Here is a 25,956-nt window from a genome sequence, read left to right on the forward strand (position 1 = left end):
AGTTTATCAGTTTCGCCCTTGCGGAGCGTGAGGCTGTATGACTGGAAATGTCTGGAAATTCGCGGTGGACGTCTATGCCCGGCCGGGCGTGGAAACGGCTTGCCTCGCGCTTCAGGAGCAAGGTGCGGACGTCTGCCTGTTGCTGGTCGCCGCCTGGCTTGGCAGGCGCGGTGTGAGCTGCTCGAAAGAACGCGCCCAGATCCTGGAGAACGCCGCGCGCCCCTGGCGCGAAACGGTCATCGAACCCCTGCGCAGATTGCGTTGCGCCTGGCGCGAAGCGGCAACCCACGATGCCTGCCTGGCCGAACTCCGCGAGGAAATGAAGGCCCAGGAACTACGAGCGGAACGGGAACACCTGCAACGCCTGGCCGACCTGGCCACAGCCTGGCTGGAGGGCCAGGAGGCGAATCGCAGTGCGGATGCCTGGCTGCAAGCCTGCAGCCGGGACATCTGCACGGAAGCAGAGCGCCGGGCTTTGCTGGTGCTTGGCTCGGCGGCTTTGCAGACAGCGCCTTAGGAGGCGCTGGTCGGGGCGGCGCCGTTGCTGCCCGCGGCAGGCGTTGCCGAAGCAGCGCTGGAGGCGGCTGCCGGGGCGCTGGGAGTCGCCGCAGGCTTCGCAGCAGGAGCGGTGGCGGGCTTGGCTGCGGCAGGTTTCGCGGCTACGGGTTTCGCCGCAGGCTTGGCCGCCGGTTTCGCCGCAGGCTTCGCAGCCGGCTTGGCTGCAGGCTTCGCGGCCGCGGGTTTCGCCACAGGCTTCACCGCCGGCTTGGCTGCGGGCTTAGCGGCTGCGGTTTTCGCCGCGGGCTTGGCCGCCGGTTTCGCCACAGGCTTCGCCGCCGGCTTGGCTGCGGGCTTCGCGGCTGCGGTTTTCGCCGCGGGCTTGGCCGCCGGTTTCGCAGCAGGCTTCGCCACCGGCTTGGCTGCGGGCTTCGCGGCTGCGGTTTTCGCCGCAGGCTTGGCCGCCGGTTTCGCAGCCGGTTTCGCAGCCGGCTTGGCTGCGGGCTTCGCTGCCGCGGTTTTCGCCGCAGGCTTGGCCGCCGGTTTCGCAGCCGGCTTGGCCGCAGGCTTCGCCGCTACGGTTTTCACCGCAGGCTTGGCTGCCGCCTTCGCAGCAGGTTTGGTCGCGGGTTTCGCCTTGCGGCTCTCCAAAGCCTTGCCAGCAGCTTCCTTCACCTTGCCGACACCCTGCGCCAGCTTGAGGCTTTCCTGTACGTCACGCTTGAGGCCGACGATGTAGGTACGGGTGTCCGCCTGCCGGGCCTTCAGGGTATCCAACGCTTCTTCCAGGTCGCTGATGGTCTCGCGCGCCTTGGCCTGTGCCTTGGTCTTGCCGGCCTTGGCAGCATCCTGCAGCTTGGTGCGAGCCTTGTGCAGTTTTTCCTGGGCTTTGCCACGTTGCTTTTCAAGTTTGGCCAGGAGCTTTTCCGAATCGACCAGCGCTTGTTTGCACGCACCTTCCAGGTGCTCGACAAGGCTGTGGGAAAGTTGCTGCAACAGGTGCAAGGGGGTGGTGACGGGCTTCTTGTTGGCCGACATGACGTGCCTCCAGGCGGACGTGGTTGCGCCCATACTAGACCCGCAACCCCCCTCTCGCCAACGGGTTCGATGTGCTACAAGCGACGTGCGCCAGGATTGCCCGCCGATTCGTCTGGAGAAACCGCATGCCGCGCCGCCTTTTCATCGGTCTTTTTCTACTGCCGCTGCCGCTTTTCGCCGCGCCCCCCAAGGACGAACTGGCCTATGCTGTAGGCGCCCGTCTGGGCACGCGCCTACAGCAGGAAATGCCCGACCTAGAGCTATCCGAACTACTTCTCGGACTGCGCCAGGCCTATCGCGGCGAGGCACTTGAAATCCCCCCCGAACGCATCGAAAAACTTCTGCTGCAACACGAGAACGCCACGACGGAAACACCGCGGACCACACCCGCCGAGGCCCGCTTCCTGGCCAACGAAAAAGCCCGCTTCGGCATCCGCGAATTGACCGGCGGCGTCCTCGTCAGCGAATTACGTCGTGGCCAAGGTAACGGCATCGGCGCGGCAACCCAGGTACACGTCCGTTACCGCGGCCTGCTTGCCGACGGTCAAGTGTTCGACCAGAGCGAAAGCGCCGAGTGGTTCGCCCTGGACAGTGTGATAGAGGGATGGCGCACAGCGTTGCGAGCGATGCCTGTCGGCGCGCGCTGGCGAGTGGTGATTCCTTCGGCGCAAGCCTATGGCCACGAAGGCGCTGGCGACCTGATCCCGCCCGACGCTCCGCTGGTCTTCGAGATCGACCTGCTGGGCTTCCGCTGAAATGCAAAAACGGCGCTCTCCCGCATGGAGACGCGCCGTTTCGTAACGACTCGCCGGTGAATCAGACCGGTACTGCCGAACCCTCTGCGCCGCTCTGGCTGTGGGCGTTGTGCAGGACTTCGATGAGGCAGTCCTCCAGCTCGAAGCGTTCGTGCAATTGTTGCCGCAGGACCTTCAGCTCCGCGATGAGGCAGGCTCCTTCACGGCAATCGCCGTTGTCGCAGCGGTCGTTGAAGTTCAGCGCGGATTCGGTGATGGCTTCCAGCCGGGGGAAGATCTGCTTGGCCAGCTCCAGGCCGCGCTGATCGCCGAAGGCCTTGCCTTCCGCCGTCAGTTGCTCGTAGACCTCGAAGTGTCCGGCAGATACGTAGTCCAGCAGCAATTGGCAGAAATGCTGGAGTTCTTCGGCGTTGGGCGCCGGTGCCTGAATACCGCTCAGGGCATCGAAGGCCTGCACCAGTTGCTGGCGCTCATGCAGCCAGCGATCGATCAGTTGGTGCACACCCCCCCACCGCTCTTGGGCATTACGGCAGCTTTCGAGCATGTTGTCCTCGCTTCCCTCTTCGGACGTCCCGGAGAATCATCGTCCGCTCCGAGACGCATTGCTGACGCACTCTCTGCGCTCTGTGGGAGAACGCCTGTGCAAGGGGCGGACTCCGGCGCTATGGAAAGCCAGATTATGCCCCCGGGATGACCCCATCAAGACGCCCGTACAGAAAAATTCATACGGATGTTTGATCGGTATCCCGCATCCGCTCTGGTTTTCGCCAAATCGATACGGCCGACGCTCGAGAGCTGACGAAAGACCACGCGACAGCCCGCATCAGGCACGTCGGAGGAACTGCACGATGGAGAAGCCGAGATAGGCAACGAACGCCAGCAGGCTCCATTCCGGAATGCTCAGGGTGAATAGCGTCCAGCTCACCTGGGCACAATCCGCGGTGCCATGCAGGACCAGGCGGATCACTTCCTGGAAGGGAAGCGCCTGCATCATGTAGTCGAGGCTGGGCAGGCAGGCCGGCAGTTGGTCCAGCGGAACGGTCTGCAACCATACCTGGCGGGCGGCCGTGGCCCCGCCGCCGAGAGCGAGCAGGAACACCAGCACGGAGTAGATACGCCGCCCACGCAGGCCGGGCCCCTGGATCGCGCCAGCAAGGCAGGTCAGGCCGATCAGGATGAAGAAGATCCGCTGCACGACGCACAGCGGGCAGGCCTCCAGGCCAACCACATGTTCCAGGTACAGCGCCCCGCCCATGATGGCGACGCAGGCCAGGAACGCGAGAAGGAAAAGCTGACGGGGGCTGGCCAGGGGCATGGCGGATCCACAGGTACACAGGGGAAAGGCCGCCTACGGTAGTGGAAAGCCTCCGGCCGTTTCAAGCCGCAAGTCCGCTCTGCGGCAAGACATCCCGAATCATGCCGGGCGCCCGCGACAAGCCGCCACAGTCCTGCCGATGGAGCCGAACGGGGAACGCCGGGGGCGTTCCCCATGCTCAAATGCCCGCCACCACCACGGGCAGCCCCGGAGTACGCCGATCGAGCAGGACCAGGCCCTCCTGGAACAACTGGTTGCTGCGCTCGACCTCGCCGAGCTGCGCCAGCAGGCGGCCCAGCTCGGCGCAGGTCTCGGCACTGCGCTGGAAGCTCAGGCTGGCCTCCAGGTATTCCCGGGCCTTGCCCCAGAGCTTGTTGATCAGGCACAGGCGCCCCAGGGTCAGCAGCAGGCCGGGATCGTTCGGATGTTCCTTGAGCCAACCTTCCGCGGCCTGCAATTGCTTGCCCGGATCGCGCCCGCGCACCTGCCCGTAGAGTTGCACCAGGGTCGCGTCGAAGCCTTGCTTGAGCGCATGGCGGAGGACTTCTTCGGCCTCTTCCTCGGCGCCCAGGCGAAGCAGTTGGGCGGCATAGCCCGCGACGATCGCCGGGTCTGCACGCAGCGCCGAAGGCACGTTCTGCCAGCGCTGGGTCAGCGGCTGCAACGCCGTCTCGCCCTCGTTCAGTCCACGCTCGCCGGCTTCCTGCAAGGAAGCCACCCAGGCACGGCGTTCGAGGTCGCGCAGTTCGGAATCCTTCAGCACACGCTCCTTGCGCAGCTCCGGCAGCAGGACGCAAAGAGCCTGCCAGTCGTGCTGGGTGACGTACAGCTGCTGCATCAGCCGCAATACCGTGCGGTGCTGCGGCTGGAGCCCGTGCAGCTCTTCAAGGGTATTGCGTGCCTGCGGGTAGTCGCCGCGATTGATCAGCAGTTGCGCACGGGTCAGGCCGACCAGCAATTGGGCGTCCGGCTCGCGCTCGCGAGCCCGGTTCAGCAGGTCGTCGGCCTCGTCGTAGCGTTCGAGTTCGTTGGCGGCCCGCGCCGCGCCGAGGTAATGCATCAGCGGCCGCTCGCCCATCTCCGCCGCCCGCCGCAAGTGACGCAGTGCCTGCGGCCAGTTGCCTTCGCCGAGATCGCGCAGGCCGCTGTGCTCGGCCATCTGCACGCGACGCCGGCGGTTGTAGCGCGACCAGGGGTTGACCACCCGCCCCGAGCTGCCGAGCAGGCGCAGGACCAGGCGCACCAGCACCACCAGCAGCCAGACCACCGCCAGCAGGGCGAGAAACGACCACAGGCTGGATTCGTAACGGAAGCTCTTGTAGGCGATCAGCACATAGCCGGCCTGCTCGGAAATCGCCAGCCCAACCAGCGTGGCGACCAGCACCACCGCCAGGACCAGGAGGTAGATGCGTCTCATGGACGGCCCTCCGTGGCCGGAGCCGCCTGCGCCTCGGGCACCAGGTTGCCGGCGGCCTCGCGGCGCGACACGTAGGACTGCAAGGCGCTCAGGGCCGGTGCGAGGTCAGGGACCTGCACGGTGACCGGCTGCTTCGCCAACTCATCGATACGCAACTTCAACGCGCGGCTGTCGGCCAGCTCTACGTTGAAATAGCCGTCCAGCACGTCCTGGGCCTGCTTCAGCGCCTGCTCGTAGACTTCCTGCTTGCCATTCAGCGCCGCCCACTGGGCTTGCTCCAGGGCCAGGCCGATGGTCAGGCGCACCTGCGCCAATTGCTCGCCGGCCAGCAGCGGACGAATGTCCTGGCCGGCATTGAAGTCGATGCGGATGTAGCGCGAGATCTTCTCCCACCACAGCTCCCAGGTGCTGTTGCCGTCGCCCCAGGCGACATTGCTGGCACCGCTTTCGCCTTCCTTGAAGGTCGGCGTGAGCGGTTGCAACTGGTTGACCTGCTCGCGCAACGCCGCCAGTTGCACGAACAGCCCGGTACGGTCCGGCTCCGGCAACGCACGCAGGGCCTCGAGGCTGGCCGCCAGCTTGGCGCGGGCGGCATAGGCGCCGGGATCGTTCTGCGCGCGCAGGATGTCATCGGCGCCCTGCACCAGTTCGGTGGCGCTGCCCACGTCCTGCAAGGCGGACAGGCGCAGGCTGGCCAGGCGCAGCAGGTGTTCGGCCTCGGCCAGTCGCCATTGCTGGCGGCTCTGGCCGAGGACCTTCTTCAGTTGCTCGCTGAGATGCTGCTGGTCGCCCTGCAGCTCCACCACAAGGCGTCGCCGGGCCTCCAGTTCGTCCGCGGTAGGCAAAGCGTCCAGGCGGGCAGCCAGTTGCTGGTTACGCTGGGCCAGGGATTCGGTCTTGCCACGGGCATCTTCCAGCTGCGCCAGCTGGTCACGCTCGGTGCCCTGCAACTGCTGGACCTGCCAGAAGCTCCAGCCACCCGCGCCGAGTCCCGCCACGCCAACCAGCAGGGCGAGCAACGCCAGGCCGGTGGCGGTACCGGAACGCCTGGATGCATCGGGTGCAACGGGAGAAGGGGTGGAAGTGGAAGTTCTTGCGTCGTCTTGGGGAGTGACTGCTTCGCTCACAGGTCCATCCTTTGGTCAAGAAAGTTCTAGGCGGCGCTCGTCAGGGCCGCCAGCAAGGCCGGCGCGCTCGCGCCCCGGCAATCAATCACCCGTTGCGCACCCAGTTCGCGCGCCATCTCGGCGACCCGCGGGCTGGGTACGAACAGCGGCAACCGGCCTATCTCGGGCCAATCGGCTGCCGCCAACTGATACAGATTTTGCAAACCCTGTCCACTGCTGACCACCAGGCCGTTCAGGCGTTCCGCCCGCACCCTTGCCAGCAGCTCTCCGGCCGGATAGTCCGGAGCCCGGCGCCGGTAGAGTGGCAGGTAGTCCACCTGCACGCCTTGGCCGCGCAGGCGCTCGGCGAGGAATTCTCGGCCACCTTCGCCGCGCATGATCAGCACTTTCGGATCGTGCACGCGCAGGGAATCCTGGAGCGCCGGCAGCGCCAGCAACGCTTCGCTGTCGTCGCCCTGTTCAGGGTAGGTTACGTCGAGGCCGTAGGCCTCGAGGATCGCCGCGGTCGCCGCGCCGACGCTGCACCAGGTCTGCTGCGGCGGCTGCGGCCAGTAGCGGTCGAGCCGCTCCAGCCCCAGGCGCGCCGCCGGCTTGCTGACCACCACCACCGCGCAGTAGCGGTCCAGGTCGAGCATCAGCGTACGCTGCTCCGGGGTTTCTTCCAGCGGATCGATCGCCAACAGCGGCAGGCTGCTGCTATGGACGCCCGCCTCGCCGAGGCTGGCGGCCAGGGCCGCGCACTCCTCGTCGGGGCGCGTCAGCAGGAGCCGCCAGCCGCTCACGGATGTCCGGCCTCGCCGTAGACGGCTTCGAGAATCGCTTCGGCGCCCTGCTCCAGCAGGTCCTCGGCCACCCGCACGCCCAGCGCCTCGGCTTCCGCCAGTGGCGCCCGCCCCTCGGCGCGCAGCAACTGGGTGCCATCAGGCTGGCCGACCAGGCCGCGCAGCCACAGCTGGTCGCCCTCGCGGATGGCGTAGCAGGCGATCGGCACCTGGCAACCGCCGTTGAGCCGCTTGTTCAGCGCGCGCTCGGCAGTGACCCGCAGAGCCGTGTCGGTATGGTGCAAGGGTTCCAGCAAGGCATGCAGGTCGCTGTCGGCCGTACGGCATTCGATGCCGACGGCGCCTTGTCCGCCGGCGGGCAGGCTGTCGTCGACACTGATCGAGGAGCGGATGCGCGACTCGAAGCCGAGGCGGATCAGGCCGGCGGCGGCGAGGATGATCGCGTCGTATTCGCCGGCATCCAGCTTGGCCAGGCGGGTATTGACGTTGCCCCGCAGGAAACGGATCTGCAGGTCCGGCCGGCGCGCCAGCAGCTGCGCCTGGCGGCGCAGGCTGGAGGTGCCGACCACGCTGCCGGCGGGCAGTTGCTCGAGGCTGGCGTAGGTGTTCGAGACGAAAGCGTCACGCGGGTCTTCGCGCTCGCAGATGGTGTAGAGGCCGAGCCCCTCGGGAAAGTCCATCGGCACGTCCTTCATCGAATGCACCGCGATGTCGGCGGCGCCTTCGAGCAGGGCGGTTTCCAGTTCCTTGACGAACAGGCCCTTGCCGCCGATCTTCGCCAGCGGTGCGTCGAGCAGCTTGTCGCCGCGACTGGTCATCGGCAGCAGGGTGACGGTCAGGCCAGGATGAGCCTGCTCCAGGCGCGCCTTGACGTATTCGGCCTGCCACAAGGCGAGGGCGCTCTGGCGAGTGGCGATGCGGATTTCGCGGGACGACATGGGATATTCCGTGCACAGGGATGCGCCCATGATAACAGTTCGAACCCGAGTGCGCGGACGCTGGGCCCGATAGCCGCACCCGGGTCGCTGGCGAACCGCCGACCGCCGTCAGAGCTGATGCATCAGACGCCTGACTCCGGCCACGTGCCGCCGGCTGACGGTCAGCGCATCGCCGTCGAGGCCTTTCAGGTAGAGCTGGAAATGCCCCAGCGGCGTACGCTGCAGGCGTTCGATCCGTTCGCGGGCGACCAGCGCGTTGCGGTGGATGCGCACGAAGCGCTCGCCGAACTCGTCTTCCAGCGCCTTCAACGGCTCGTCCAGCAGCACCTCGCCCTGCGCATGGCGCAAGGTCACGTACTTGTGGTCGGCAATGAAGAAGATCACCTCTTCCAGCGGGATCAGCTCGATCCCCTTGCGGGTCCGTGCACTGATGTGGCTGCGCGGACCGCTGCCGCCGGAGGCCGGGGGCTTGGTCAGCGCGGCCAGTTGCACGCGGTTCGGTCGCGAGGCTTTCTTCAACGCCTCGGCCAGGTCTTCGCTGCGCACCGGCTTGACCAGGTAGCCCACGGCGCTGACCTGGAAGGCTTCCAGGGCGAATTCGTCATGGGCCGTGCAGAAGATCACAGCCGGCGGCGCTTCCCGCTCGCAGAGTCTGGCCGCGACCTGGAGGCCGTCCAGACCGGGCATGCGGATATCCAGCAGGACGATATCGGGCTTGAGGCTGTCGATCAGCGTCAGCGCTTCTTCGCCATTGCTGGCCGAGGGCTCGAGGACGCGATAGCCGTCCAGTTGCCCTACCAATCGGGCCAGGCGCTCTCGCGCCAGAGGTTCGTCATCGACAATCAGGACATTCATAAGCTCAGGCTTCCTGCATGAGTCGCGCACATGGATAGCGTAGACAGGTGTAGTGCCGTCCGTCACGGCGCTCGACGCTGAGACTCGCTTTAGGCCCGAAAAGTGCCCCAAGTCGTGCATCGATATTGTGTAACGCCTGTCGCGTGCCTTTCGACGGGGGCGACTCGAGCGCCTCGTCGTAGGGGTTGCTCACACATAGCTGGAACACTCCTTCACGATAAACCGCCTCGACCTGCACCAGGCCGCCTTCGACCCGCGGCTGGATGCCATAGATAAGCGCATTTTCCAGCAGCGGCTGCAAGGTCAGTTGGGGGATCGGCAGGTTGGCCGGCACCCCGTGCACCTGCCAGTCCAGTTGCAGGCGATCGCCAAGACGATACTGCTCAATGGAAAGATAGCGCCTTGCCAGCGCCAGTTCCTCCTCCCAGGAAACTAAAGTGCCGGGCTTCGCCAGGCTGGCCCGGAACAGGTCGGACAGGTCCAGCACCGCATGCTCGGCCTTCAGCGGGTCCAGCTCGATCAGGCTGGCGATGCTGTTCAGGCTGTTGAACAGGAAGTGCGGGCGAATCCGCGCCTGCAGCGATTCCAGGCGCGCCTGCAACTCGGCCTGCTGCTGCCGGCGCCACTGGCTCTGCAGGTAAAAGTAGCGCAGCACCAGGGCGGACATGATCAGCGCGATCAGCGCGTGCCGCAGATACAGATTGACCTCGCCGGCACGCGTCAGTTCTCCGCCCAGCTGATAGTGCTCGGCGACCGCCGTGCAGCCCAGGGTGAGGGCCACCACCAACAGGCAGCAGGCACTCCCCGCCAGCGCCACCGGCAGGCGTGCGAGCAATGGCCGCAGGCGGCAGAACAGCGCCGCCGAGAGCAGTACGATCCACTGCACGAACAGCGACGCCAGGGCCAGGCGCACCCAGTTGAAGCTCGGCGTCATCGGCTCCGCCAGCACCAGCACGAGCACCAGCAGCTCCGCCAGCAGCACCAGGGTGAACAGGGCTTCGGCTTCGCAGAGCTCGGGAATGAAGAAGTCGTCTTGGACGGCCGGCCGGGTCGAGCGGCCGGGCTTGAATCGGATAGGCATCGACAGAGTTTCCGCAAGGCCCGTGGCGCCCGCAAGACAGCCGCGGGCGTACGGGCGAAATAAAGCACCGAAATGCCATCTGCCGCAAAAAACCGCGAAACAGCGCTCGTTCCGGCTTCGTCGACGAGCCGCCGGTTTTTCCTCCCGGCCTGCTATCATCGTCGCACTTTGCCCGTCACGCAGGCCGCGCGGCCTGTCCGTTTCTTGTTGCAGCGAGAGATACCATGAGCGTAGAGAAGACCAACCAGTCCTGGGGCGGCCGCTTCAGCGAGCCCGTCGACGCCTTCGTCGCCCGTTTCACCGCCTCCGTCGACTTCGACAAGCGTCTCTACCGCCACGACATCATGGGTTCCATCGCCCACGCCACGATGCTGGCCAAGGTCGGCGTGCTGAGCGACGCCGAGCGCGATGCGATCGTCGACGGCCTGCAACAGATCCAGGCGGAAATCGAAGCCGGCAGCTTCGACTGGCGCGTCGACCTGGAAGACGTGCACATGAACATCGAGGCGCGCCTGACCGACCGCATCGGCGTCACCGGCAAGAAGCTCCACACCGGCCGCTCGCGCAACGACCAGGTGGCCACCGACATCCGCCTCTGGCTACGCGACGAGATCGACACCATCCTCGCCGAGATCACCCGCCTGCAGGAGGGCCTGCTGGGCCTGGCCGAAGCGGAAGCCGACACCATCATGCCCGGTTTCACCCACCTGCAGACCGCCCAGCCGGTGACCTTCGGCCACCACCTGCTGGCCTGGTTCGAGATGCTCGGCCGCGACTACGAGCGCCTGGTCGACTGCCGCAAGCGGGTCAACCGCATGCCGCTCGGCTCGGCGGCCCTGGCCGGCACCACCTACCCGATCCAGCGCGAGATCACCTGCCAGTTGCTGGGCTTCGACGCGGTTGGCGGCAACTCCCTGGACGGCGTCTCCGACCGCGACTTCGCCATCGAATTCTGCGCCGCCGCCAGCCTGGCGATGATGCACCTGTCGCGCTTCTCGGAAGAGCTGGTGCTGTGGACCAGCGCGCAGTTCCAGTTCATCGACCTGCCCGACCGCTTCTGCACCGGCTCCTCGATCATGCCGCAGAAGAAGAACCCCGACGTGCCGGAGCTGGTACGCGGCAAGTCCGGCCGGGTGTTCGGCGCCCTCACCGGCTTGCTGACCCTGATGAAGGGCCAGCCGCTGGCCTACAACAAGGACAACCAGGAAGACAAGGAACCGCTGTTCGACGCCGCCGACACCCTGCGCGACAGCCTGCGCGCCTTCGCCGACATGGTCCCGGCGATCCGGCCCCGGCGCGAGATCATGCGCGAGGCGGCACGCCGCGGTTTCTCCACCGCCACCGACCTGGCCGACTACCTGGTGCGCAAGGGCCTGCCGTTCCGCGACTGCCACGAGATCGTCGGCCACGCAGTGAAGTACGGCGTGGACAGCGGCAAGGACCTCGCCGAGATGAGCCTCGACGAACTGCGCCGCTTCAGCGAGCAGATCGACGCCGACGTCTTCGACGTGCTGACCCTGGAAGGCTCGGTCAACGCCCGCGACCATATCGGCGGCACCGCGCCGAACCAGGTCCGTGCCGCCGTCGCCCGCGGCAGAAAACTGCTGGCACAGCGCTGAAGTCGCGCCCAGTGCCCGGCAGACCTCCCTGTCCTACCCGAGACTTGATCGCACGGCGGGACAGGAACGCCCTTGGAGGTCGACAGCCACTCTAGTGAAAGTCCTTCTTCGCTAACCGGTCGCAATGGCGGAATAACTCAGCATCAGTGCTCATCATTGAAATCATCGGCCCTGGGCGTGGCAAAAATGCCCTTGGCTTCCTGGCGCCGGTAATAGGCTTCGATGCTTAGCCCGGGATCGATGCGCGCCCTGACGATGCAGGGCTGCTGTTGCCAGGGATACTCATGCAGGCGTCGGTCCAGCTCCTTGCGCTCCTTGGCTGGCCAGCCCTGGTAGGTGCGCTGGCGCCAGTAATGGGGATCGCGTCCGGTATGCCGATCATGCTCGGCGGTGACCGGATCCAAGGGGCGGCTCGGCTCCAGGACCGGCAGGTCGGGCAACGGCTGGGTCACGTCCATGTAGCGTTGCAGGCAGTCCCAGAAGGCCAGGGCATTGACCTTGTCGAGACCGAGGGAGTGGACGCGGGTGGCCAGACAGACCTTGTTGTCGGTATAGCGGTGATGCAACCAGAGCGCATAGTCGTGGCTGCCGTAGCCACTGGGCAGCAATTGCAGCACCGGATCGAACTCGTCGAAGGGAGCGACGAACAGGCGGCGGAAGCGACGCTTGAAGCGGAGCATGCCGTCCAGGCGATTGAATTCACTGCCATCTTGCTTGAAGACTTTGCTGTAGAGCCAAAGGATGGCGCTGAAGCCGACTGCACCCATAAAATAAGTAGCTACGCCTATCCAAATTGCTATTTGCAAACCATTGGTTCCAAATATTGTTCCATACTGGTACAAAGCCAATGGGATTGAAAATAAAAAACCCGACATCTGAATAACGTGAAGATATTTTTTATTCGAAAGAAAGGCCACCATGGATATTACTGAAACAGCCACCACAAAGAATGAGCAAACCAAGGTGTAGAGTTGCTGTATGTCCCTCCTCCACTCTCCGGTGGCTTCTCCCATTATGCCAATTCCCAAAGCAATCCATACAAAAAAATAGCACAGCATCCTAAGCGTGAATATTATATAAGGAATTCTGCTAGAGTTCTGGAACTGCCAACGCATAGAGTTGCAATATGCCTCAGCACCTCCAACCTCTGACTTATCCTCAGCCCCGATCGAAAGCTGCCCTACAATCTCCATTTCCGGATCTAGATTGGCATAGTTCCCAAAGGCAAGATGGGTGTCAAAAATACCATTACGGTTAGACTCCTCCTTCCACCTTGGCGGCGGTAAAGAGTCGTTGACTTCACTGCGATAAGCACTGGCTGAGTACGTGGCATCCATGTGTACGGTCATACGTTGAACTCACTGTTCTCTATCAACCAATAAGGTGGCGCAGCATGGGGGCCCAAGTCGTCCGGGGGAAGGTACCGATTGGCGGATGTGAATGCACTCCAACTCTTCGGGCTGGGTTGAGGCAGGACAAGCCGCTGCTCAGGCTGGTCGGCATTGAGTTCGAACTGTGCGCTGATCTTCAAACCCTGGGTCATGCGCATGCTATAGCGGGCCCGAGGAGACAACTGCGGAATCGGCAGGCTGGCCGGCAGCACATAGAGCACGCTGGCAGCATCCAACGGCAAGGCTTCGAGCTTGGCGGGGCCCGCGGGGACCCGATGGTAGCGCTTGACGCCGAACAGGGTGCCCGGATCGATCGGCAAGCTGCTGAGAAACTCCTGGGCCACCAGGCGGAACGCCTTCTGGCCATTCTCGAACATGGCCAGGAGCGGGGAACTCAGCACCACGGCCCAATCGTTTGCCTCCAGCGCCTGCAACTTGGGGTCGATGCAGGATAGCGCAGTGCGGCTGACCGCTTGGCGACCCCGTTCCGCTTCCTGCAAGACAGATCGATGCGCCGCCGGCGCCAATTTGCGCCAGTCTTCCAGGCGATGGACAAAGACCCGCGGATGGCCGAGGACTCCCAGCAATTGGCGATAGGCCGTTTGCGGGTCTTTCAGATGGGCGAAGCGCTGGTCCTGGCCCATCAGCGAATCGAGCAGGCCAGCCTCGGCGAATTGCCGGCCGAAGGGGCCTTTCTTGACGATGCTTTCCGCATCGCTGTCAGTCAGTAGATTAGCGACCACAGTGCCTCCGATCGCCAAAACCGCACCAGCCAGCAAAGCATAAGGATTTACTATCCATCCTAGGACGTAGGCACCCCACAGGCCCCCACCCACTGCGGCCACACCGTAGGCCGCAGCCGCATCGCTATCTCCCTGCCTCAAAGCTCGGTAGCCATCCCATACACTGATGCCTGCACCGAATAGTGTGGCTGCGCCACCAAGCCCACGTAGCAACCCTAACTTAGGGCTGCCTGTTTGAACTTCTAGATTCCTGGCCCATCGAGGGGATATTTGGGCTACCGATATACGTGGGGTTTCTAGATACTTTGCAGTAGATGGTCCGAAAAGCAGCTTTGCATGGCTTCCTCCAGCGGCTGTTAAATCGATTACTGCACCGACAGCCCCGATCGTCCCTCTGTGCTTTTCTCCACTGTCTACAAAGCCACTGTATGCCTGCACCTGCACATTCAAGTTATAAATCGCAAACCCCAGCATCATCGTCGGCACGATGCGAGTGTTCTCCATCACCTGGGTCAACGTGCCTAACTGCGTACGGAGTTTCGTGTAGGCAAGCAGGTCCGGGTGATCCTTGGGTACCGCCACCACCATGACGTTGCGCAGGTTGGCGCGACTCATGCCGGTGTCGCGGGGACTGGTGCCGGCCAGGGGATTGCCGGCACCGTCCTGAACGATGGCGCGCCGATAGCTCTTGCGCCTCAGCTCCTGGCGCTCGACCTCGGTCAGACCGTTGCGCAGGCCGGCTCCGCGCACGCCGACGACAACCATGTCGAGCGGCACCTGACTGTCGGGCAGCAGGCGGATACCTTTCATCTTCACCGAGAGGGCGCTCAGAGTATTGAAGGTCGGTGCGAACAAGCGGTCGAGCTGGATCTGGGTGGCGCCCTGGGACAGCCGGCCGAGTTGCTCGACTACGCTGGCGCCGAACACGTCCAGCAGGTCGCCGAGGAAGTAGGCGAGGCTCTTGCCGGCGCTGGGCTGGTCGACCTCGCCCAGCAGACTGGCTCCCAGCATCAGCGTGCTGAGGCCCATTGCGTCGGGGTCCGGCGTCCGCGGGCTATCGCGCAGCGCCTGCAGGCGCCGAACCGGCTCGGGAAGTTGTCCTTCGTCCTTGGCCAGGAGCATGGCGCCAAGCGGGTGGCTTGCCTGCAGAACCGTGCTGACCACCCGCTCGACATGTGCCGCCAGCGCCCGGTAGGCGGTACCGCTGTACAGTGCGTCGCAGCGGTCGGGAAGCTGGTTCAGCGCAGCCAGTGCCTCGCTCATCAGGCTGTAGGGCTCCAGCAGGGCTTCGTCGCACTGGTGGGTCCAGTCCTGCAACACCGGGTGCAAGGGGCCTTCCAGCAGGGCAACCAGATGCTCGACCTGCTGCGTCAGGTGGATTCGGCAAGACTGTCGCTCCTCGGCGAAGATCGCCTCGTCCAGTTCGGCCTGATCGACCTCGCCCCTGAGCTTGGCGAGCGGGCCGTCGAGCATGTTGCTCAGCACCTGTGCATAGCGTCCGTTGGGACGGTGCGGCAGCAGTGCATTGAGGCTGCGCAAGTAGGCGGCGCAGTGGCGCGCCTGCGCCGCAGCGTGGCGCAAGGCGAACAGCGAGTCGTCGAGCATCAGCCCGATGAGGTTGGGATGGCCACGCAGCTTGAGGGTTTCCAGTACGTCCTCTCCGGCTTCCAGAGTAGGTAGCGCAGAGGGCGGAGCCTGCTTCAGCAGGGGCGCCAATTCCTGCTGGCGTCGCTGCAACTGGCACACCAGCGACTCTTCGCGAAAGGCGGCGAACGCAGGTGTGAATTCCGCCGGGTCTTCCAGCGCGCTCTCGACGTTGAAGTCGCGAGGTCGCAAACCCTGGGCGTGATGATCAATGACCAGCGCGGGTTGATGGATGGAGGCTTTCCAGTGCTGGTTGGCCACCGAGGCGTTCCAAGCGGACGCCATCTGCTGGCAGCGCCGGTTGACCCGCTGCGGGTCCTCCTCCAGCCAGTCGATGTACGACCAAGGCCAGGGAGTTTCGCTATAGGCCATGGTGTAGCGTGGGATCACGAACTGCCCCTTGACCAGCACCGGCACCAGGATCAGCGCTTGTGTCTTGCCTACGGCCGGACGCTTGTCCGCACGCTGGCTGCGCCCCTGCAGGAGATCGACTTCGAACAGGTTGCCCTTGCCATCACATTCCAGTTCGCGCCACAACTTGCCGTCCTGGAACAGGTAGATCCGTCCCGCCCGCGGTAGCGCGCCGGCGGGCAGCTGGTCGCCATAACCGGCCTTGCCCAGCGTTGGCAGGCGGACCAGCGGCATCACAGCCAGGAAGGTGTTCTGCTGGATACGCTCGTGCTCCTCATGGCCGAGCATATCGCTGGCCACCGGAATCTGCAGGATACCGCCGTCCTGTCGCTCGACGTTCAATGCCAGTCGTGCACGCCGATCGTTCTGGTAGGCGGTGCGCTTGCGCACGCCTTCGTCGATACTCTGGTCCTGGAATCCGCTCATGCCTCGCTCTCCGGTGGCAACAGTACGACCTGGCTTCCTTGCGCCGGGTCTCCCCAGACATCGACGATCAATTGTTCCGGCCCCTTCCGCTCGGGACGGCTACGCGCCGGGTTGTCCAGTACCTGGCCCGCTGTCGCCGCATCCGCGTCGAGCGGCGGCCCCGGCAACAGCGGCGCCGCGCCGCTGCCGTTGCCCGGGCTGCCGCCGGAGTTGACCCGGACGTTGGCCCCGGAGAGGGTCACGCCGCTGGCGTCGAGCTTGAGGAAGCTGCCGCCGCCCTTGAGGGTCAGTTCGGCGCCGGCCTCCAGCACCACCTTCAGACCGCTGCTCAGGTGGATCTCCTGGCCGGCCTCGACGAACTGGCCGCTGGCGATCTTCAGGTGCTGGTCGTTGGCTACGGTGAGGTGGTCGCTGGCGCGGACCTCCACCTTGCGCTCGGCGTGGGTGGTGCGGTGTTCCTCGGCCTTGAACTCGCTGTAGCTGTTCGCCTGCACGGTGTCGTGGCGTTGGTGACCGACGCGGATCTTCTGGTCGTGCTCGATGTTTTCGTCCCAGTCGCGCTGGGCATGGACGCAGATCTGCTCCTGGCCCTTGCGGTCCTCGATGCGCAGCTCGTTGTAGCCACCGCCGCCAGGACTGCTGAGGCTCTTGAAGACGCTGCGGGTCTTGTGCCCCGGCAGTTCGTAGGGCACCGGATGTTCCCTGTGGAACAGGCAGCCGGTGACCAGCGGCTGGTCGGGATCGCCTTCGAGGAAGGTCACCAGTACCTCCATGCCGACCCGCGGGATGGCGATGGCGCCGTAGTTCCTTCCCGCCCAGCCGGAGGCAACGCGTAACCAGCAACTGCTGCTGTCGTCGGCCTGGCCCTCGCGATCCCAGTGGAATTGCACCTTCACCCGACCGTAGCGGTCGCAGTGGATTTCCTCACCCTTCGGGCCGGTCACCACCGCGCTCTGCGTGCCGAGGATGCGCGGCTTCGGCGGCGTCGGTGGGGGACGGAAGAACGCCTCCCAGGGCGTGGCCTGGAAGCGGTTGCGGTAACCCTGCCGGAAGTCGTCCGGGCTCGCCGAGGCATCGGAGACGATGCTTTCCTCCAGCACCTGAGGCTGCCGCCCCTCGTGAATCACCTCGGTGAGCAGCCAGAGGTCGTTCCAGCCCGCCTGGGGATGGGCGGCCAGCGGCAGGAAGTGGCCGCTGAGCAGCAACGGTTGGTCGCTGCGGCCCTCGGCCAGGCGGTAGTCGCTGCGCTGCCGTTCGAGGGCGCGCCTGGCCAGGTGCTTTCCGCGCTCGCGGTCGACGAAGCGACCGGGATAGTCGTAGTCCTCGAGGTCCGGCCGGGCTTCGCCGCGGGCGGTGCTTTCCAGCGTCAGGCGCGGTTTCTCGAAGTCGTAGTCGCGGCGGGTGACGCGGCTGGTGCGGGTTTCCAGGCGTACGCCGAAGCGCTTGACCGCCGGCCGGTCGGCGACCAGGCCGGAGTCCTGCTGGTAGGCCACCGGCGCGAGCCGCGGGAACACCGTCTGGTCGTCGCCGAACACCAGCAGGTGCGCCGTGGCGCTGTGCTGGAAATGAAAATGGATGCCCTCCTCGCAGCACAGGCGCTGGACGAACTGCAGGTCGCTCTCGTCGTACTGCACGCAGTATTCGCGCTCGGGGTAGCGGGTGCCGAGCTGGAAGCGGTAGGCGTCGGCGAGGATGCCGTGTTCCTCCAGCACCCGACCGACGATCTGCGGCACCGTGAGGTGCTGGAAGATGCGCTGGTTGGTGCGCTGGGCGAGGTAGGCCAGTTGCGGGACGAGGGTGATGCGGTAGCGGGTCAGGCGCTTGCCCGAGTCGCCCTGTCCGGCGCTGCGCACCAGGCCGTGGATACCGTTGCCGGCGGGCCCGAGGGTAAGGAAGGCGGGTTTGTGCAGCAGGCTTTCGAGGTCCGGCACGGGGCGTTCGCCGACCAGCTCCAGGTCGAAGGCGAACGGCTGGCTGATGGCTTCGCGGCCGCTGAAGGAGAGCACCTGCAGGTCGAGGGCGAGGCCGTCGATGGCGAGGCTGAAATGGGTCTGGTTGGCTGCTGCGAACATCCGTTGTCCCTCACTGGCGCAGGCGACCGATTCGATTGTCCTGCCTGGCGCGGGCGAGACAAGGGCGCGCAGGCTCGATCGGAAGCTGCCTACAACAAACAAAGCGGCATCGACCCGGCGCGGGCTTTCCTGGCCACGGCGCTATGGGTCATCGAGGGCACGACGGCCAGCGAGGCTGGCCGCGTGCGGCGGTCGCGGCTCAGCCGGCGACCGGGGAGCGCCAGTCGTCGGAGCCGGAGGTGCCGGAGACTTCGTGGGTCCAGGTGATCTTGCGGTAGGTGAAGTGCACGTCTTCCAGGTGGGTGAAGTGGGCGTTGCCCGGGTCCTGGCAGTTGTGCATGTAGTCCTTGATGTCGACGATGATCGCGTCTTCCAGGACGGTGGTGTAGTAGTGCTCCTGGGTGCCGGCGGCGGAGGTGCGGTACCACTGGATCTCCACCTTGGTCAGGCGCTCGCCGGAGGTCAGGGCGGCCAGCAGCAGCGGCGAGGCCTTGTCGAAGACCTTGGTGATGACCACCGGCTTGTGCACGCGCTGGCCGGTCGGCTGGCCGGACTGCGGGTCGCGCGGGATGATCACTTCGTGGTTGAAGCCCTGGACCATCACCTGGTCCTCGTGGCCTTCCTGGTAGGTGTTGCCGACCGAATCCTCGGTGAAGGCGCCGGCGGTGATCAGGCCCTGCTTGGTGCCGGTGATGGACATATAGGCGGGGGTTGCCATGGATGCATTCCTTGTCAGTGGTAGCCGGGACGACATGTCCTGGTGCGGCAGCTACCCAACAAGCTTCGTGCCAATAAAATATTTACCTTTTAAATCAAACTCTTGAAGAATCTCCCGGCCCGCACGAACGCTTTTCCCTGGGTTTACCCCGAAAAAGTGAGCAAGTTGTTGCACAGTGCTATGCAAAAACTTGCTCACTTCATCGAAGACCCCGTCAGGCCTTGGCCCCAGCGTGGTATCCACAGCTTTTCCCGAAGTTATCCAGCAAAAAGTTGCACACCTGCCGAGTGCCTCAGAGCCAGTTCTTGAACTTGAACCAGAGGTACGGAAGGATCGCCGATACCACCATCATCCCCAGCGCCATCGGATAGCCGATGGACCAGTCCAGCTCGGGCATGTCCTTGAAGTTCATGCCGTAGACCGTGCCCACCAGGGTCGGCGGCAGGAACAGTACGGCGGCGATGGAGAACACCTTGATGATGCTGTTCTGCTCGATGTTGATCAGGCCAAGGGTCGCGTCGAGGAGGAAGTTGATCTCGGTGGACATCTTCGCCAGGTACTCGTCCAGCGAGCGCACATCGCGCTCCACGGTCTTCGCCAGCACCTTGGCCGGCTCGGAAAGCCAGCCGTTGCAACCCTGGCGGAAATAGCTGTTCATCCGATTGATGCTGAGCAGGCTGTCGTTGAGCTTGGACAGCAGCGAGCTGCTGCGCCCGAGGTGCTTGATGATCTGCTGCAGGTCGGTCTTCGGCTTGCGGGTCTGGGCGGTGGACTCGGCGAAGATCTCCCGCGACATGCTGCTCAGTTGCCCCTGTACGGCCTCCAACACGTCGGCGATGCGGTCCACCAGGCTGTCCATCATCAGGGCGAACAACTGGGTGCTGCTGCGGTTGGCGTCGAGCTGGCGGATGCAGCGGTTCTCGAACTCGCGGAACGAACGCAGGTCGGCGTAGCGCACGGTAATCAGCCATTTCTCGCTGAGGACGAAGGTCACTTCCTCTGTGCTCGGCCGGTGCTCGGTGATCCCGCCGACCACCGAAGTGGTCATGTAGAGGACGTTGCCGTCCTCGTAGAAGCGCGACGAATCCTCGATCTCGGCCATCTCCTCGCGGGTCGGGATGTTCACCTGCAGGTGGGATTCGAGCAGGCGCTCCTCTTCGGGGGTCGGGTGATGCAGGTCGATCCACAGGGTGCCCGGCGGCAACCCCCGCTGGGCATCGTCGTGCTGGCGTCGCTCCAGGCGGTCGCCGGAAAGGATGTAATAGGTGATCATGTCGGGTATCGCTACCTTCGCGGCCATCCGTTGGCCAAGCAGGGTGGACAACTTCCCGCCGCCGCACAAGCGGTACTTTGCGCCAGAACGAGGAACGCCCGATGAGCGAACAGGACGACAACCAGGAAGACGGCTTCGCCGAGGAAAAACTGATCCAGGCCATCGAGAACCAGATCGAAAGCGAGAATCCGCCGGCGGCGCGCGCCGTGTTCAACAAGCTGACCCTGGTCGGCTACGAGCGCGACGAGGCGCTGGGCATGATGGCCTACGTGCTGGCCCACGAGATCAACGCCATGCTCGCCGCCGACCGCGCTTTCGACAGCGCCGGCTACGAGCATGCGCTGCGTGCCCTGCCGACGTTGCCGGACGACGAATGAGCGGAGCCGGGCCGACTGGTGCCGGCGAATGCCCCTCGTATCCATGCGGTTTTGTTTCGCCAAACGCCTGCCGCTCTGGTAGAAAGGTGGCGCCCACTCTCCGTGCCACCTGCTTTCGCGGAGCGATACCGGATGCGATCCTGGTTCCACTTCCTGCCCATCTGCCTGCTGCTGGCCCTTTCCGGCCCGGCAGCGGCCGTCCCGACAGAACCCCTGGTGCTCGGCGCCGAAGACGACTGGTATCCCTATACCGCCTACAAGGACGGCCGCATCCAGGGCATGAGCGCGGACATCGTGCGGGCCGCCTTCAGGGCTGCGGACACGCCGGTCCAGCTCAATCCCTACCCCTACTCCCGCTGCATGAAGCTGGCCCTGAAAGGCTTGATCGCCGGCTGCTTCAATACCTCGCCGAACCCGCACATCCTCGCCGACTACCGTCTGCCCCGGCATCCGTTGTTCCGCGCGGAGATCCAGCTCTGGGCGCGACGCGACGAAGCGCGGCCGGTGAATGCGGAGCAGGCGTTGAGCGGACGGAAAGTCGCGGTGACCCTCGGCTATGAATACGGCGACGGCTTCGATCGCCGCCACGACCTGGTGCGCATCCCGGTGCGCAAGGACTACTACGGTTTCCTCATGCTCCAGCGCGGCCGCGTCGACTACGCCCTGGCCTACCGCAATACGGCTCGCCAGTTGTTCAGCGAACATCCCGAACTGGAAGGCCAGTTCCAGCCGGTGGCCACGGTCCACCGCCCGGAGCTGTACCTGTCGTTCTCGCGCCGCCACCCGCAGGCCGAGCATCTGCTCGAACGCTTCGACCTCGGCATGCAGCGCATCCTCGCCAGCGGCGAGTACCAGAAGATCCTCGACGGCTGGAGCCAGGCCGCCGACGCTACGCCCTAGTCCAACTACACTCACCGGTGCTCAACACCGCAAGGAGCCGACATGGCCTTCACTCCCGAGCTGATCGACGAACTGGAACTGCTGGCGCTCTTCAACCTGAACAACACCCAGGAAGGACTCAAGGTCCATCACACCGCCGACGGCAAGGCCGTCGCCGCCGCCCGACGCCTGCACGACAAGGGGCTGATCGACCAGCCCGACGGCGGCTACCTGACCAGTCTGGGGCTGGACGCCGCGGAGCAGGCACAGGGCCTGCTGACCATCCTCAAGGGTTGACGGAAGCGGCCATCGCGACCTGCTCCCGACAGGCCGCGACGGTTGCCCCGGTTCGCGGTGCGGCGCTCAAGCCGCCGCGCTTCCGGGCGATACAATGGCATGACCGGAGCCAGGCACGGCGCCTGGCCTTGCCTGTGCCCGGACGCCCATGAACCGACACCCCGCACTCAGCCTCGATCTCGACGATGGCATCGACCGCAAGGTCCTCGGCCAGTTGCGCCAACGCTTCCTGGCGGTCAATGCCGGTCGCCTGCAACGCGCCCGGCAGGCGTTGTCCAGCCGCCAGGAGCGGGTCCTGCGCCTGCTACCGCTGCTGTTCCACATCAACCATCCGCTGCTGCCGGGCTACCTGTCGGCCAGCACGCCAGCGGGCCTGAGCGGTTTCGAGGCGGACGACGAAGTACTCGCCGAAGCCCAGCGCCTGGCCCGCTCGTTTGTCTACAAGCCACGCAGGCAAGAACCCGCACAGCAGCCGATCCACGGCCTGTTCCTGATGGGCAGCCTGGGGAGCCTGGCCCAGGAGGAACAGAGCGATCTCGACCTCTGGGTCTGCCATGCCCCAGAACTGGAGCCCGGCGCGCGCCAGGAGCTGCGCCGCAAGTGCGCGTTGATCGAGGACTGGGCGCGCAGCCAGGGCAGCGAGGTGCACTGTTTCCTGATCGACGTCGCCCGTTTCGGCCAGGACGAACGCAAAGACTGGAAAGAGTCCGGCGGCGACGGCAATACCCAGCACTTCCTGCTGCTCGACGAGTTCTACCGTAGCGCGATCTGGCTCGGCGGACGCACCCCTCTATGGTGGCTGGTGCCGCCGGCCCATGAACGGCGCTACGACGAATACTGCCGGACCCTGCTCGGCAAACGCTTCATCCGCGCCGAAGAGGTGCTCGACCTCGGCCACCTGGCGCACATCCCCGCCCGGGAGTTCATCGGCGCCGGCCTCTGGCAGTTGTCCAAGGCCATCGATTCGCCCTACAAGTCGCTGCTCAAGCTGCTGCTCACCGAAGCCTACGCCAGCGAGCACCCGCGGGTCCGCTGCGTCGCCCTGCGCTTCAAGGAGCAGGTATTCGCCGGCCAGCTCGATCTCGACGAACTGGACCCCTACGTCCTGGTCTATCGCCATCTCGAACGCTACCTGCGGGAACAGCAGGCGCCGGAACGCCTGGAACTCGTGCGGCGCTGCCTGTACCTCAAGGTCGGGCGCAAGCTCGGCGGTCGCCAGCGCCAGGCGCAGAAGGGCTGGCAGCACCTGTCGATGGAGCGGCTCGTCGCGGAATGGCAATGGGAGCCTCGCCGCTTGGCCCTGCTCGACAGCCGCAGCCAGTGGAAGATGCGCCAGGTGATGGAAGAGCGTCGCACGGTGGTCAACGAACTGACCTACAGCTACCGCCTGCTGTTCCAGATCGCCCGCCAGCAAGGCGCTGACAGCGGCATCGACAGCCGCGACCTGGGCCTGCTCGGCCGCCGCCTGTATGCCGCCTTCGAGCGCAAGGCAGGCAAGGTGGAGAACATCAACCCAGGGATCGCCCCGGATCTCGGCGAAGACGTCCTGACCCTGGTCCAGCTGCCCGCCGACGACGACCGCGAGCAGGCGCAGTGGGCGATCTTCCCCGGTGCCCTGGGCGCTCACCAGTGGCCTGACTACGCGCCGCTGAAACGCAGCCTCAGGCTGGTCGAGCTGCTCGCCTGGTGCCATCGCAACGGCGTCATCGACAGCGCCACCCGGCTGTCCCTGCATCCCGGCCAGAGCGACCTCGGCGATGCCGAACTGGACAATCTCCTGGGCAGCCTGCGGCAGTTCCTGCCGGTCCCCCTGGCGACCGTGGACGACGCCGACCTGCTGCAACCGCGTCGGCTCAAGAGCGTCCTGCTGCTGGTCAACGTCGGTGTCGACCCGCTGCGCCACCACAGCCAGATGAACCTGCACATGGCTACCGGGCGTACCGACGTGCTTGGTTATGCCGGGGTGCGCGACAACCTGGTGCTGACCCTCGACCAGCTCAGCCTCAACAGCTGGAACGAACTGACGGTGCGCCATTACGCAGGCCCCCAGGCGCTGCCCGAGTGCCTTGCCGAGTTCCTCGACGCCGTCCGCGAAAAGCCCGGAAGCCCGCCGCAGCCGCCTGAACTGATGGTGCGCTGCTTCTGTCGCAACCGGGCCGCCGCCATCGCCGTGCGGGTCGAAGAGCTGTTCCGCGAGACCTACGGGCAACTGCTTGGCGGCCAGCCAAGCCGCTACCTGCTGCAGATCCGCCAGCAGTACCACCTGCTGGAAATGTCGCCGGAAGCGGTCAGCCACGAGAGCCTGCCCGACCTGCCGAGCCTGCTCCAGCACCTGGGCCGCGAGCGAGATGGCTACAGCGCCCTGAAGCTGGATCGCCACGCCCTGGAGGGCGAGGACCTCGGGCTGATCCTGTCCATGGGGCGGCCGGACTGCATCCAGGTGTTCTACCGGCGCGACTTCGACAGCGCCGAGATCAGCCTGCTCGACGAACGCAACGCCCTCTGGCGCCAGCGCCAGGCATTGCGTGACGAACGCAGCCTGCTCGCACCGCTGCAGCGCTTCCTGCAATCGCTGCTGTACCGGCGCAACGCCCTGTCGCTGGCGGAACAGGTGCCGGCCGCGCTGGATATCCGCTACTACGAGTTGCTCTCCAACGACGGCAGAGTGCATGTCGAGCCTCGCGAGGCGCCGGAGGCCCTGGCCGGGCCCGCGCTGTACGAGCTACAGGCGCTACTCGAGCGCGGCGAACGCAAGCGCGTGCAGGTCACCCTGTACTGCGACCACCAGGAGTTTTCCGAACTGGAGTACGGCGTCGGCCTGTTCAAGGCGGTCGCCCGGCATATCCTGGCGCATCGCGCAGAAAGCGAACCCTACCCCTGCTACCTGACCGACCTCGACCTGTCGCGGCTGTTCGCCGACGAACAGCCGCAAACGCTGCACTATCTGCGTTATAAAAGCGTCCTGGAAACGGCGCTGAACCAGGCGCTGCTGGAACAATGACCCAGCGCCGCACCGCGCGGGGCTCGACAAGGACGTACGGATGGCACTCCTCGGTATTACCCTGCTCGCTGGCGCCGCATTCGTGGGCGGCTATCTCTACCGCCGCGGCCTGGATCGCCGGCGCTACCGCTTCATCCAGCAATTCCGCCTGCCGCCGCGGGTCACCCAGGCGGTCCGCGAGCGCTATCCGCAGCTCAGCGAGGAACAGGTCCAACGGGTGCTCGGCGGCCTACGCGAATACCTGCTGCTATGCCGCGCCGCCGGCAAGCGGATGGTCGCGATGCCGTCCCAGGTGGTGGATGTCGCCTGGCACGAACTGATCCTGCATACCCGGCTCTACCAGCACGTCTGCCGCAAGGGACTCGGGCGCTTCCTCCACCATACGCCGGCCCAGGCGATGCGCAGCCCCCGACAGGCCCAGGAGGGCATCCAGCGCGCCTGGAAGCTGGCCTGCCGCCGCGAGGGCATCGACCCACTGAATCCCACGCGCCTACCGCTGCTGTTCGCCCTCGACACGGAACTGGCGATCGCCGACGGCTTCCGCTACGCCCTGAACTGCGCGCAGCGGCAAGACGGCGGCGCAGCGGTGTATTGCGCCAGCCATATCGGTTGCAGCAGCGGCTGCGCCAGCGATAGCGGCAGTACCTTCGGTTCGGACGGACAGGATTCGCGCCACGGCTGCGGCGGCGATAGCGGCGGAGACGGCGGCAGCGGTTGCGGGGGTGGAGGATGCGGGGGCGGTGGGGGCGACTGAGGGTCGCGAAGCCCGTCGCCGAATGGCGACGGGCGAAAACCGATCAGCGCGCGTAGTCGCCGGCGGCTTCCGGCTGGTATTCGATTTCCAGCAGGGTCAGCTTCAGCGTCTTCCCGCTCGGCGCCGGCCAGTCGATGGTCTGGCCGATGGTCAGGCCCAGCAGCGCGGTGCCCACCGGCGCGAGGATCGAGACCTTGCCTTCGCCGGCGACGTCTTCGGGATAGACCAGGGTCAGGGTGTACTCCTTGCCGCTGCTTTCCTCGCGGCAGCGCACGGTGGAGTTCATGGTCACGACGCCCGGCGGAATCTCGTCATGCCCCACCACCTGGGCGCGCGACAGTTCGGCCTCCAGCGCCTCGGCGGCGGGTCCGAATTCGTCCAGGCCATCCAGCAGGCGCTCCAGGCGCTGCAGGTCCAGACGAGTGATGGTGATCGGCGGCGTGCTCATGATCGCAGGCGTGCTCCTTGGTCCGGTTCGGTTGATCGATGAAAAGCAGGAATCGCAAAAAAGCAAAAACCCCGCCCGAAGGCGGGGTTTTCCCGGA

At 65.4% G+C, this 25,956-nt stretch carries 24 protein-coding genes; 8 read left to right on the forward strand and 16 right to left on the reverse strand.

Translation table 11 applies throughout. The features are described 5' to 3' along the window. Positions 1–64 precede the first annotated feature (64 nt). On the forward strand, positions 65–517 hold the full coding sequence (locus ACM0M4_RS29340) for a TIGR02444 family protein (protein ID WP_003114036.1): 453 nt from the start codon (positions 65–67) through the stop codon (positions 515–517). On the opposite strand, the gene algP is transcribed toward ACM0M4_RS29340, so the two are convergent. Next, the gene (algP, locus tag ACM0M4_RS29345; protein WP_034017189.1) at positions 514–1,536 is read right to left on the reverse strand and encodes an alginate regulator AlgP; all 1,023 of its coding nucleotides are present in this window, start codon (positions 1,534–1,536) and stop codon (positions 514–516) included. The genes ACM0M4_RS29340 and algP overlap by 4 nt on opposite strands. Positions 1,537–1,661: 125 nt before the next feature. Between algP and ACM0M4_RS29350 the strand changes: the two genes are divergently transcribed. After that, a complete protein-coding gene (locus ACM0M4_RS29350; protein ID WP_033986878.1) occupies positions 1,662–2,291 on the forward strand; it encodes an FKBP-type peptidyl-prolyl cis-trans isomerase in 630 nt (209 codons plus the stop codon). 61 nt (positions 2,292–2,352) lie between these two features. Here the strand turns inward: ACM0M4_RS29350 and rsd are convergent, their stop codons facing one another. From rsd to algZ, 8 genes are all read right to left on the reverse strand, one after another. Then, positions 2,353–2,835, reverse strand: coding sequence for a sigma D regulator (gene rsd, locus ACM0M4_RS29355; protein WP_003120370.1), 483 nt, complete (start codon positions 2,833–2,835; stop codon positions 2,353–2,355). Positions 2,836–3,114: 279 nt separating this feature from the next. Further along, positions 3,115–3,606 (reverse strand): disulfide bond formation protein B, encoded by a 492-nt coding sequence (locus tag ACM0M4_RS29360; RefSeq protein ID WP_003099230.1) that lies wholly within the window; start codon positions 3,604–3,606, stop codon positions 3,115–3,117. Positions 3,607–3,784: 178 nt separating this feature from the next. Then, positions 3,785–5,023, reverse strand: a complete 1,239-nt coding sequence (locus ACM0M4_RS29365) for a heme biosynthesis protein HemY (RefSeq protein ID WP_003096390.1) — start codon at positions 5,021–5,023, stop codon at positions 3,785–3,787. Next, positions 5,020–6,150, reverse strand: coding sequence for a uroporphyrinogen-III C-methyltransferase (locus tag ACM0M4_RS29370; RefSeq protein ID WP_003123705.1), 1,131 nt, complete (start codon positions 6,148–6,150; stop codon positions 5,020–5,022). Before ACM0M4_RS29370 ends, ACM0M4_RS29365 begins: the two co-directional genes overlap by 4 nt. A gap of 26 nt (positions 6,151–6,176) precedes the next feature. Beyond that, the gene (locus ACM0M4_RS29375; RefSeq protein WP_003096395.1) at positions 6,177–6,932 is read right to left on the reverse strand and encodes a uroporphyrinogen-III synthase; all 756 of its coding nucleotides are present in this window, start codon (positions 6,930–6,932) and stop codon (positions 6,177–6,179) included. Beyond that, entirely contained in the window at positions 6,929–7,870 is a 942-nt protein-coding gene (gene hemC / locus ACM0M4_RS29380; RefSeq protein WP_003114031.1) for a hydroxymethylbilane synthase, read from the reverse strand. The genes ACM0M4_RS29375 and hemC overlap by 4 nt, the downstream gene beginning before the upstream one ends. A 108-nt stretch (positions 7,871–7,978) precedes the next feature. Beyond that, on the reverse strand, positions 7,979–8,725 hold the full coding sequence (gene algR / locus ACM0M4_RS29385) for an alginate biosynthesis regulator AlgR (RefSeq protein ID WP_003096397.1): 747 nt from the start codon (positions 8,723–8,725) through the stop codon (positions 7,979–7,981). Between the two features lie 4 nt (positions 8,726–8,729). Further along, positions 8,730–9,806, reverse strand: a complete 1,077-nt coding sequence (gene algZ, locus ACM0M4_RS29390) for an alginate biosynthesis two-component system sensor histidine kinase AlgZ (RefSeq protein ID WP_003096404.1) — start codon at positions 9,804–9,806, stop codon at positions 8,730–8,732. A gap of 224 nt (positions 9,807–10,030) precedes the next feature. Between algZ and argH the strand changes: the two genes are divergently transcribed. Next, positions 10,031–11,425, forward strand: a complete 1,395-nt coding sequence (gene argH, locus ACM0M4_RS29395; protein WP_003114030.1) for an argininosuccinate lyase — start codon at positions 10,031–10,033, stop codon at positions 11,423–11,425. Positions 11,426–11,568: 143 nt separating this feature from the next. Here the strand turns inward: argH and ACM0M4_RS29400 are convergent, their stop codons facing one another. The 6 genes from ACM0M4_RS29400 to ACM0M4_RS29425 form a co-directional block, all read right to left on the reverse strand. Further along, on the reverse strand, positions 11,569–12,192 hold the full coding sequence (locus ACM0M4_RS29400) for a hypothetical protein (RefSeq protein WP_003099240.1): 624 nt from the start codon (positions 12,190–12,192) through the stop codon (positions 11,569–11,571). A gap of 578 nt (positions 12,193–12,770) precedes the next feature. Further along, on the reverse strand, positions 12,771–16,040 hold the full coding sequence (locus tag ACM0M4_RS29405; protein WP_054376189.1) for a hypothetical protein: 3,270 nt from the start codon (positions 16,038–16,040) through the stop codon (positions 12,771–12,773). After that, positions 16,037–18,112 carry a type VI secretion system tip protein VgrG gene (locus ACM0M4_RS29410; protein ID WP_115288911.1) on the reverse strand — a complete coding sequence of 692 codons (2,076 nt, stop codon included), beginning with the start codon at positions 18,110–18,112 and terminating at the stop codon, positions 16,037–16,039. Before ACM0M4_RS29410 ends, ACM0M4_RS29405 begins: the two co-directional genes overlap by 4 nt. Positions 18,113–18,311: 199 nt before the next feature. Further along, positions 18,312–18,830 (reverse strand): Hcp family type VI secretion system effector, encoded by a 519-nt coding sequence (locus tag ACM0M4_RS29415; protein ID WP_003083317.1) that lies wholly within the window; start codon positions 18,828–18,830, stop codon positions 18,312–18,314. Positions 18,831–18,881: 51 nt separating this feature from the next. After that, positions 18,882–19,073, reverse strand: coding sequence for a hypothetical protein (locus ACM0M4_RS29420; protein WP_126152514.1), 192 nt, complete (start codon positions 19,071–19,073; stop codon positions 18,882–18,884). Between the two features lie 49 nt (positions 19,074–19,122). Next, positions 19,123–20,103: a magnesium transporter CorA family protein gene (locus ACM0M4_RS29425; protein ID WP_003096411.1), complete on the reverse strand. Its 981-nt coding sequence runs from the start codon at positions 20,101–20,103 to the stop codon at positions 19,123–19,125. A gap of 101 nt (positions 20,104–20,204) precedes the next feature. Between ACM0M4_RS29425 and ACM0M4_RS29430 the strand changes: the two genes are divergently transcribed. The 5 genes from ACM0M4_RS29430 (at position 20,205) to ACM0M4_RS29450 (ending at position 25,411) form a co-directional block, all read left to right on the forward strand. After that, positions 20,205–20,480, forward strand: coding sequence for a hypothetical protein (locus tag ACM0M4_RS29430; protein ID WP_003114340.1), 276 nt, complete (start codon positions 20,205–20,207; stop codon positions 20,478–20,480). Between the two features lie 132 nt (positions 20,481–20,612). Continuing rightward, on the forward strand, positions 20,613–21,380 hold the full coding sequence (locus ACM0M4_RS29435) for a substrate-binding periplasmic protein (protein ID WP_003096415.1): 768 nt from the start codon (positions 20,613–20,615) through the stop codon (positions 21,378–21,380). A 42-nt stretch (positions 21,381–21,422) separates the two neighbouring features. Further along, positions 21,423–21,656 (forward strand): TIGR02647 family protein, encoded by a 234-nt coding sequence (locus tag ACM0M4_RS29440; RefSeq protein WP_003096418.1) that lies wholly within the window; start codon positions 21,423–21,425, stop codon positions 21,654–21,656. A gap of 148 nt (positions 21,657–21,804) precedes the next feature. Next, positions 21,805–24,657 carry a class I adenylate cyclase gene (locus ACM0M4_RS29445; protein ID WP_031756743.1) on the forward strand — a complete coding sequence of 951 codons (2,853 nt, stop codon included), beginning with the start codon at positions 21,805–21,807 and terminating at the stop codon, positions 24,655–24,657. A gap of 40 nt (positions 24,658–24,697) precedes the next feature. Next, positions 24,698–25,411: a glycine-rich domain-containing protein gene (locus tag ACM0M4_RS29450; RefSeq protein ID WP_003114342.1), complete on the forward strand. Its 714-nt coding sequence runs from the start codon at positions 24,698–24,700 to the stop codon at positions 25,409–25,411. A 43-nt stretch (positions 25,412–25,454) separates the two neighbouring features. Here the strand turns inward: ACM0M4_RS29450 and rnk are convergent, their stop codons facing one another. Then, positions 25,455–25,859 (reverse strand): nucleoside diphosphate kinase regulator, encoded by a 405-nt coding sequence (gene rnk / locus ACM0M4_RS29455; protein ID WP_003096424.1) that lies wholly within the window; start codon positions 25,857–25,859, stop codon positions 25,455–25,457. Between the last annotated feature and the right edge of the window lie 97 nt (positions 25,860–25,956).

The organism is Pseudomonas sp. 18-147, from assembly GCF_051048045.1.
GTDB lineage: Bacteria > Pseudomonadota > Gammaproteobacteria > Pseudomonadales > Pseudomonadaceae > Pseudomonas > Pseudomonas aeruginosa.

Coding starts and splice junctions, on each gene's coding strand:
- algP (WP_034017189.1), bottom strand. CDS start 1,536: ATGTCGGCCAACAAGAAGCCCGTCACCACCCCCTTGCACCTGTTGCAG.
- ACM0M4_RS29350 (WP_033986878.1), top strand. CDS start 1,662: ATGCCGCGCCGCCTTTTCATCGGTCTTTTTCTACTGCCGCTGCCGCTT.
- rsd (WP_003120370.1), bottom strand. CDS start 2,835: ATGCTCGAAAGCTGCCGTAATGCCCAAGAGCGGTGGGGGGGTGTGCAC.
- ACM0M4_RS29360 (WP_003099230.1), bottom strand. CDS start 3,606: ATGCCCCTGGCCAGCCCCCGTCAGCTTTTCCTTCTCGCGTTCCTGGCC.
- ACM0M4_RS29365 (WP_003096390.1), bottom strand. CDS start 5,023: ATGAGACGCATCTACCTCCTGGTCCTGGCGGTGGTGCTGGTCGCCACG.
- hemC (WP_003114031.1), bottom strand. CDS start 7,870: ATGTCGTCCCGCGAAATCCGCATCGCCACTCGCCAGAGCGCCCTCGCC.
- algR (WP_003096397.1), bottom strand. CDS start 8,725: ATGAATGTCCTGATTGTCGATGACGAACCTCTGGCGCGAGAGCGCCTG.
- algZ (WP_003096404.1), bottom strand. CDS start 9,806: ATGCCTATCCGATTCAAGCCCGGCCGCTCGACCCGGCCGGCCGTCCAA.
- argH (WP_003114030.1), top strand. CDS start 10,031: ATGAGCGTAGAGAAGACCAACCAGTCCTGGGGCGGCCGCTTCAGCGAG.
- ACM0M4_RS29400 (WP_003099240.1), bottom strand. CDS start 12,192: ATGGGTGCAGTCGGCTTCAGCGCCATCCTTTGGCTCTACAGCAAAGTC.
- ACM0M4_RS29405 (WP_054376189.1), bottom strand. CDS start 16,040: ATGAGCGGATTCCAGGACCAGAGTATCGACGAAGGCGTGCGCAAGCGC.
- ACM0M4_RS29410 (WP_115288911.1), bottom strand. CDS start 18,112: ATGTTCGCAGCAGCCAACCAGACCCATTTCAGCCTCGCCATCGACGGC.
- ACM0M4_RS29415 (WP_003083317.1), bottom strand. CDS start 18,830: ATGGCAACCCCCGCCTATATGTCCATCACCGGCACCAAGCAGGGCCTG.
- ACM0M4_RS29425 (WP_003096411.1), bottom strand. CDS start 20,103: ATGATCACCTATTACATCCTTTCCGGCGACCGCCTGGAGCGACGCCAG.
- ACM0M4_RS29430 (WP_003114340.1), top strand. CDS start 20,205: ATGAGCGAACAGGACGACAACCAGGAAGACGGCTTCGCCGAGGAAAAA.
- ACM0M4_RS29435 (WP_003096415.1), top strand. CDS start 20,613: ATGCGATCCTGGTTCCACTTCCTGCCCATCTGCCTGCTGCTGGCCCTT.
- ACM0M4_RS29440 (WP_003096418.1), top strand. CDS start 21,423: ATGGCCTTCACTCCCGAGCTGATCGACGAACTGGAACTGCTGGCGCTC.
- ACM0M4_RS29445 (WP_031756743.1), top strand. CDS start 21,805: ATGAACCGACACCCCGCACTCAGCCTCGATCTCGACGATGGCATCGAC.
- ACM0M4_RS29450 (WP_003114342.1), top strand. CDS start 24,698: ATGGCACTCCTCGGTATTACCCTGCTCGCTGGCGCCGCATTCGTGGGC.
- rnk (WP_003096424.1), bottom strand. CDS start 25,859: ATGAGCACGCCGCCGATCACCATCACTCGTCTGGACCTGCAGCGCCTG.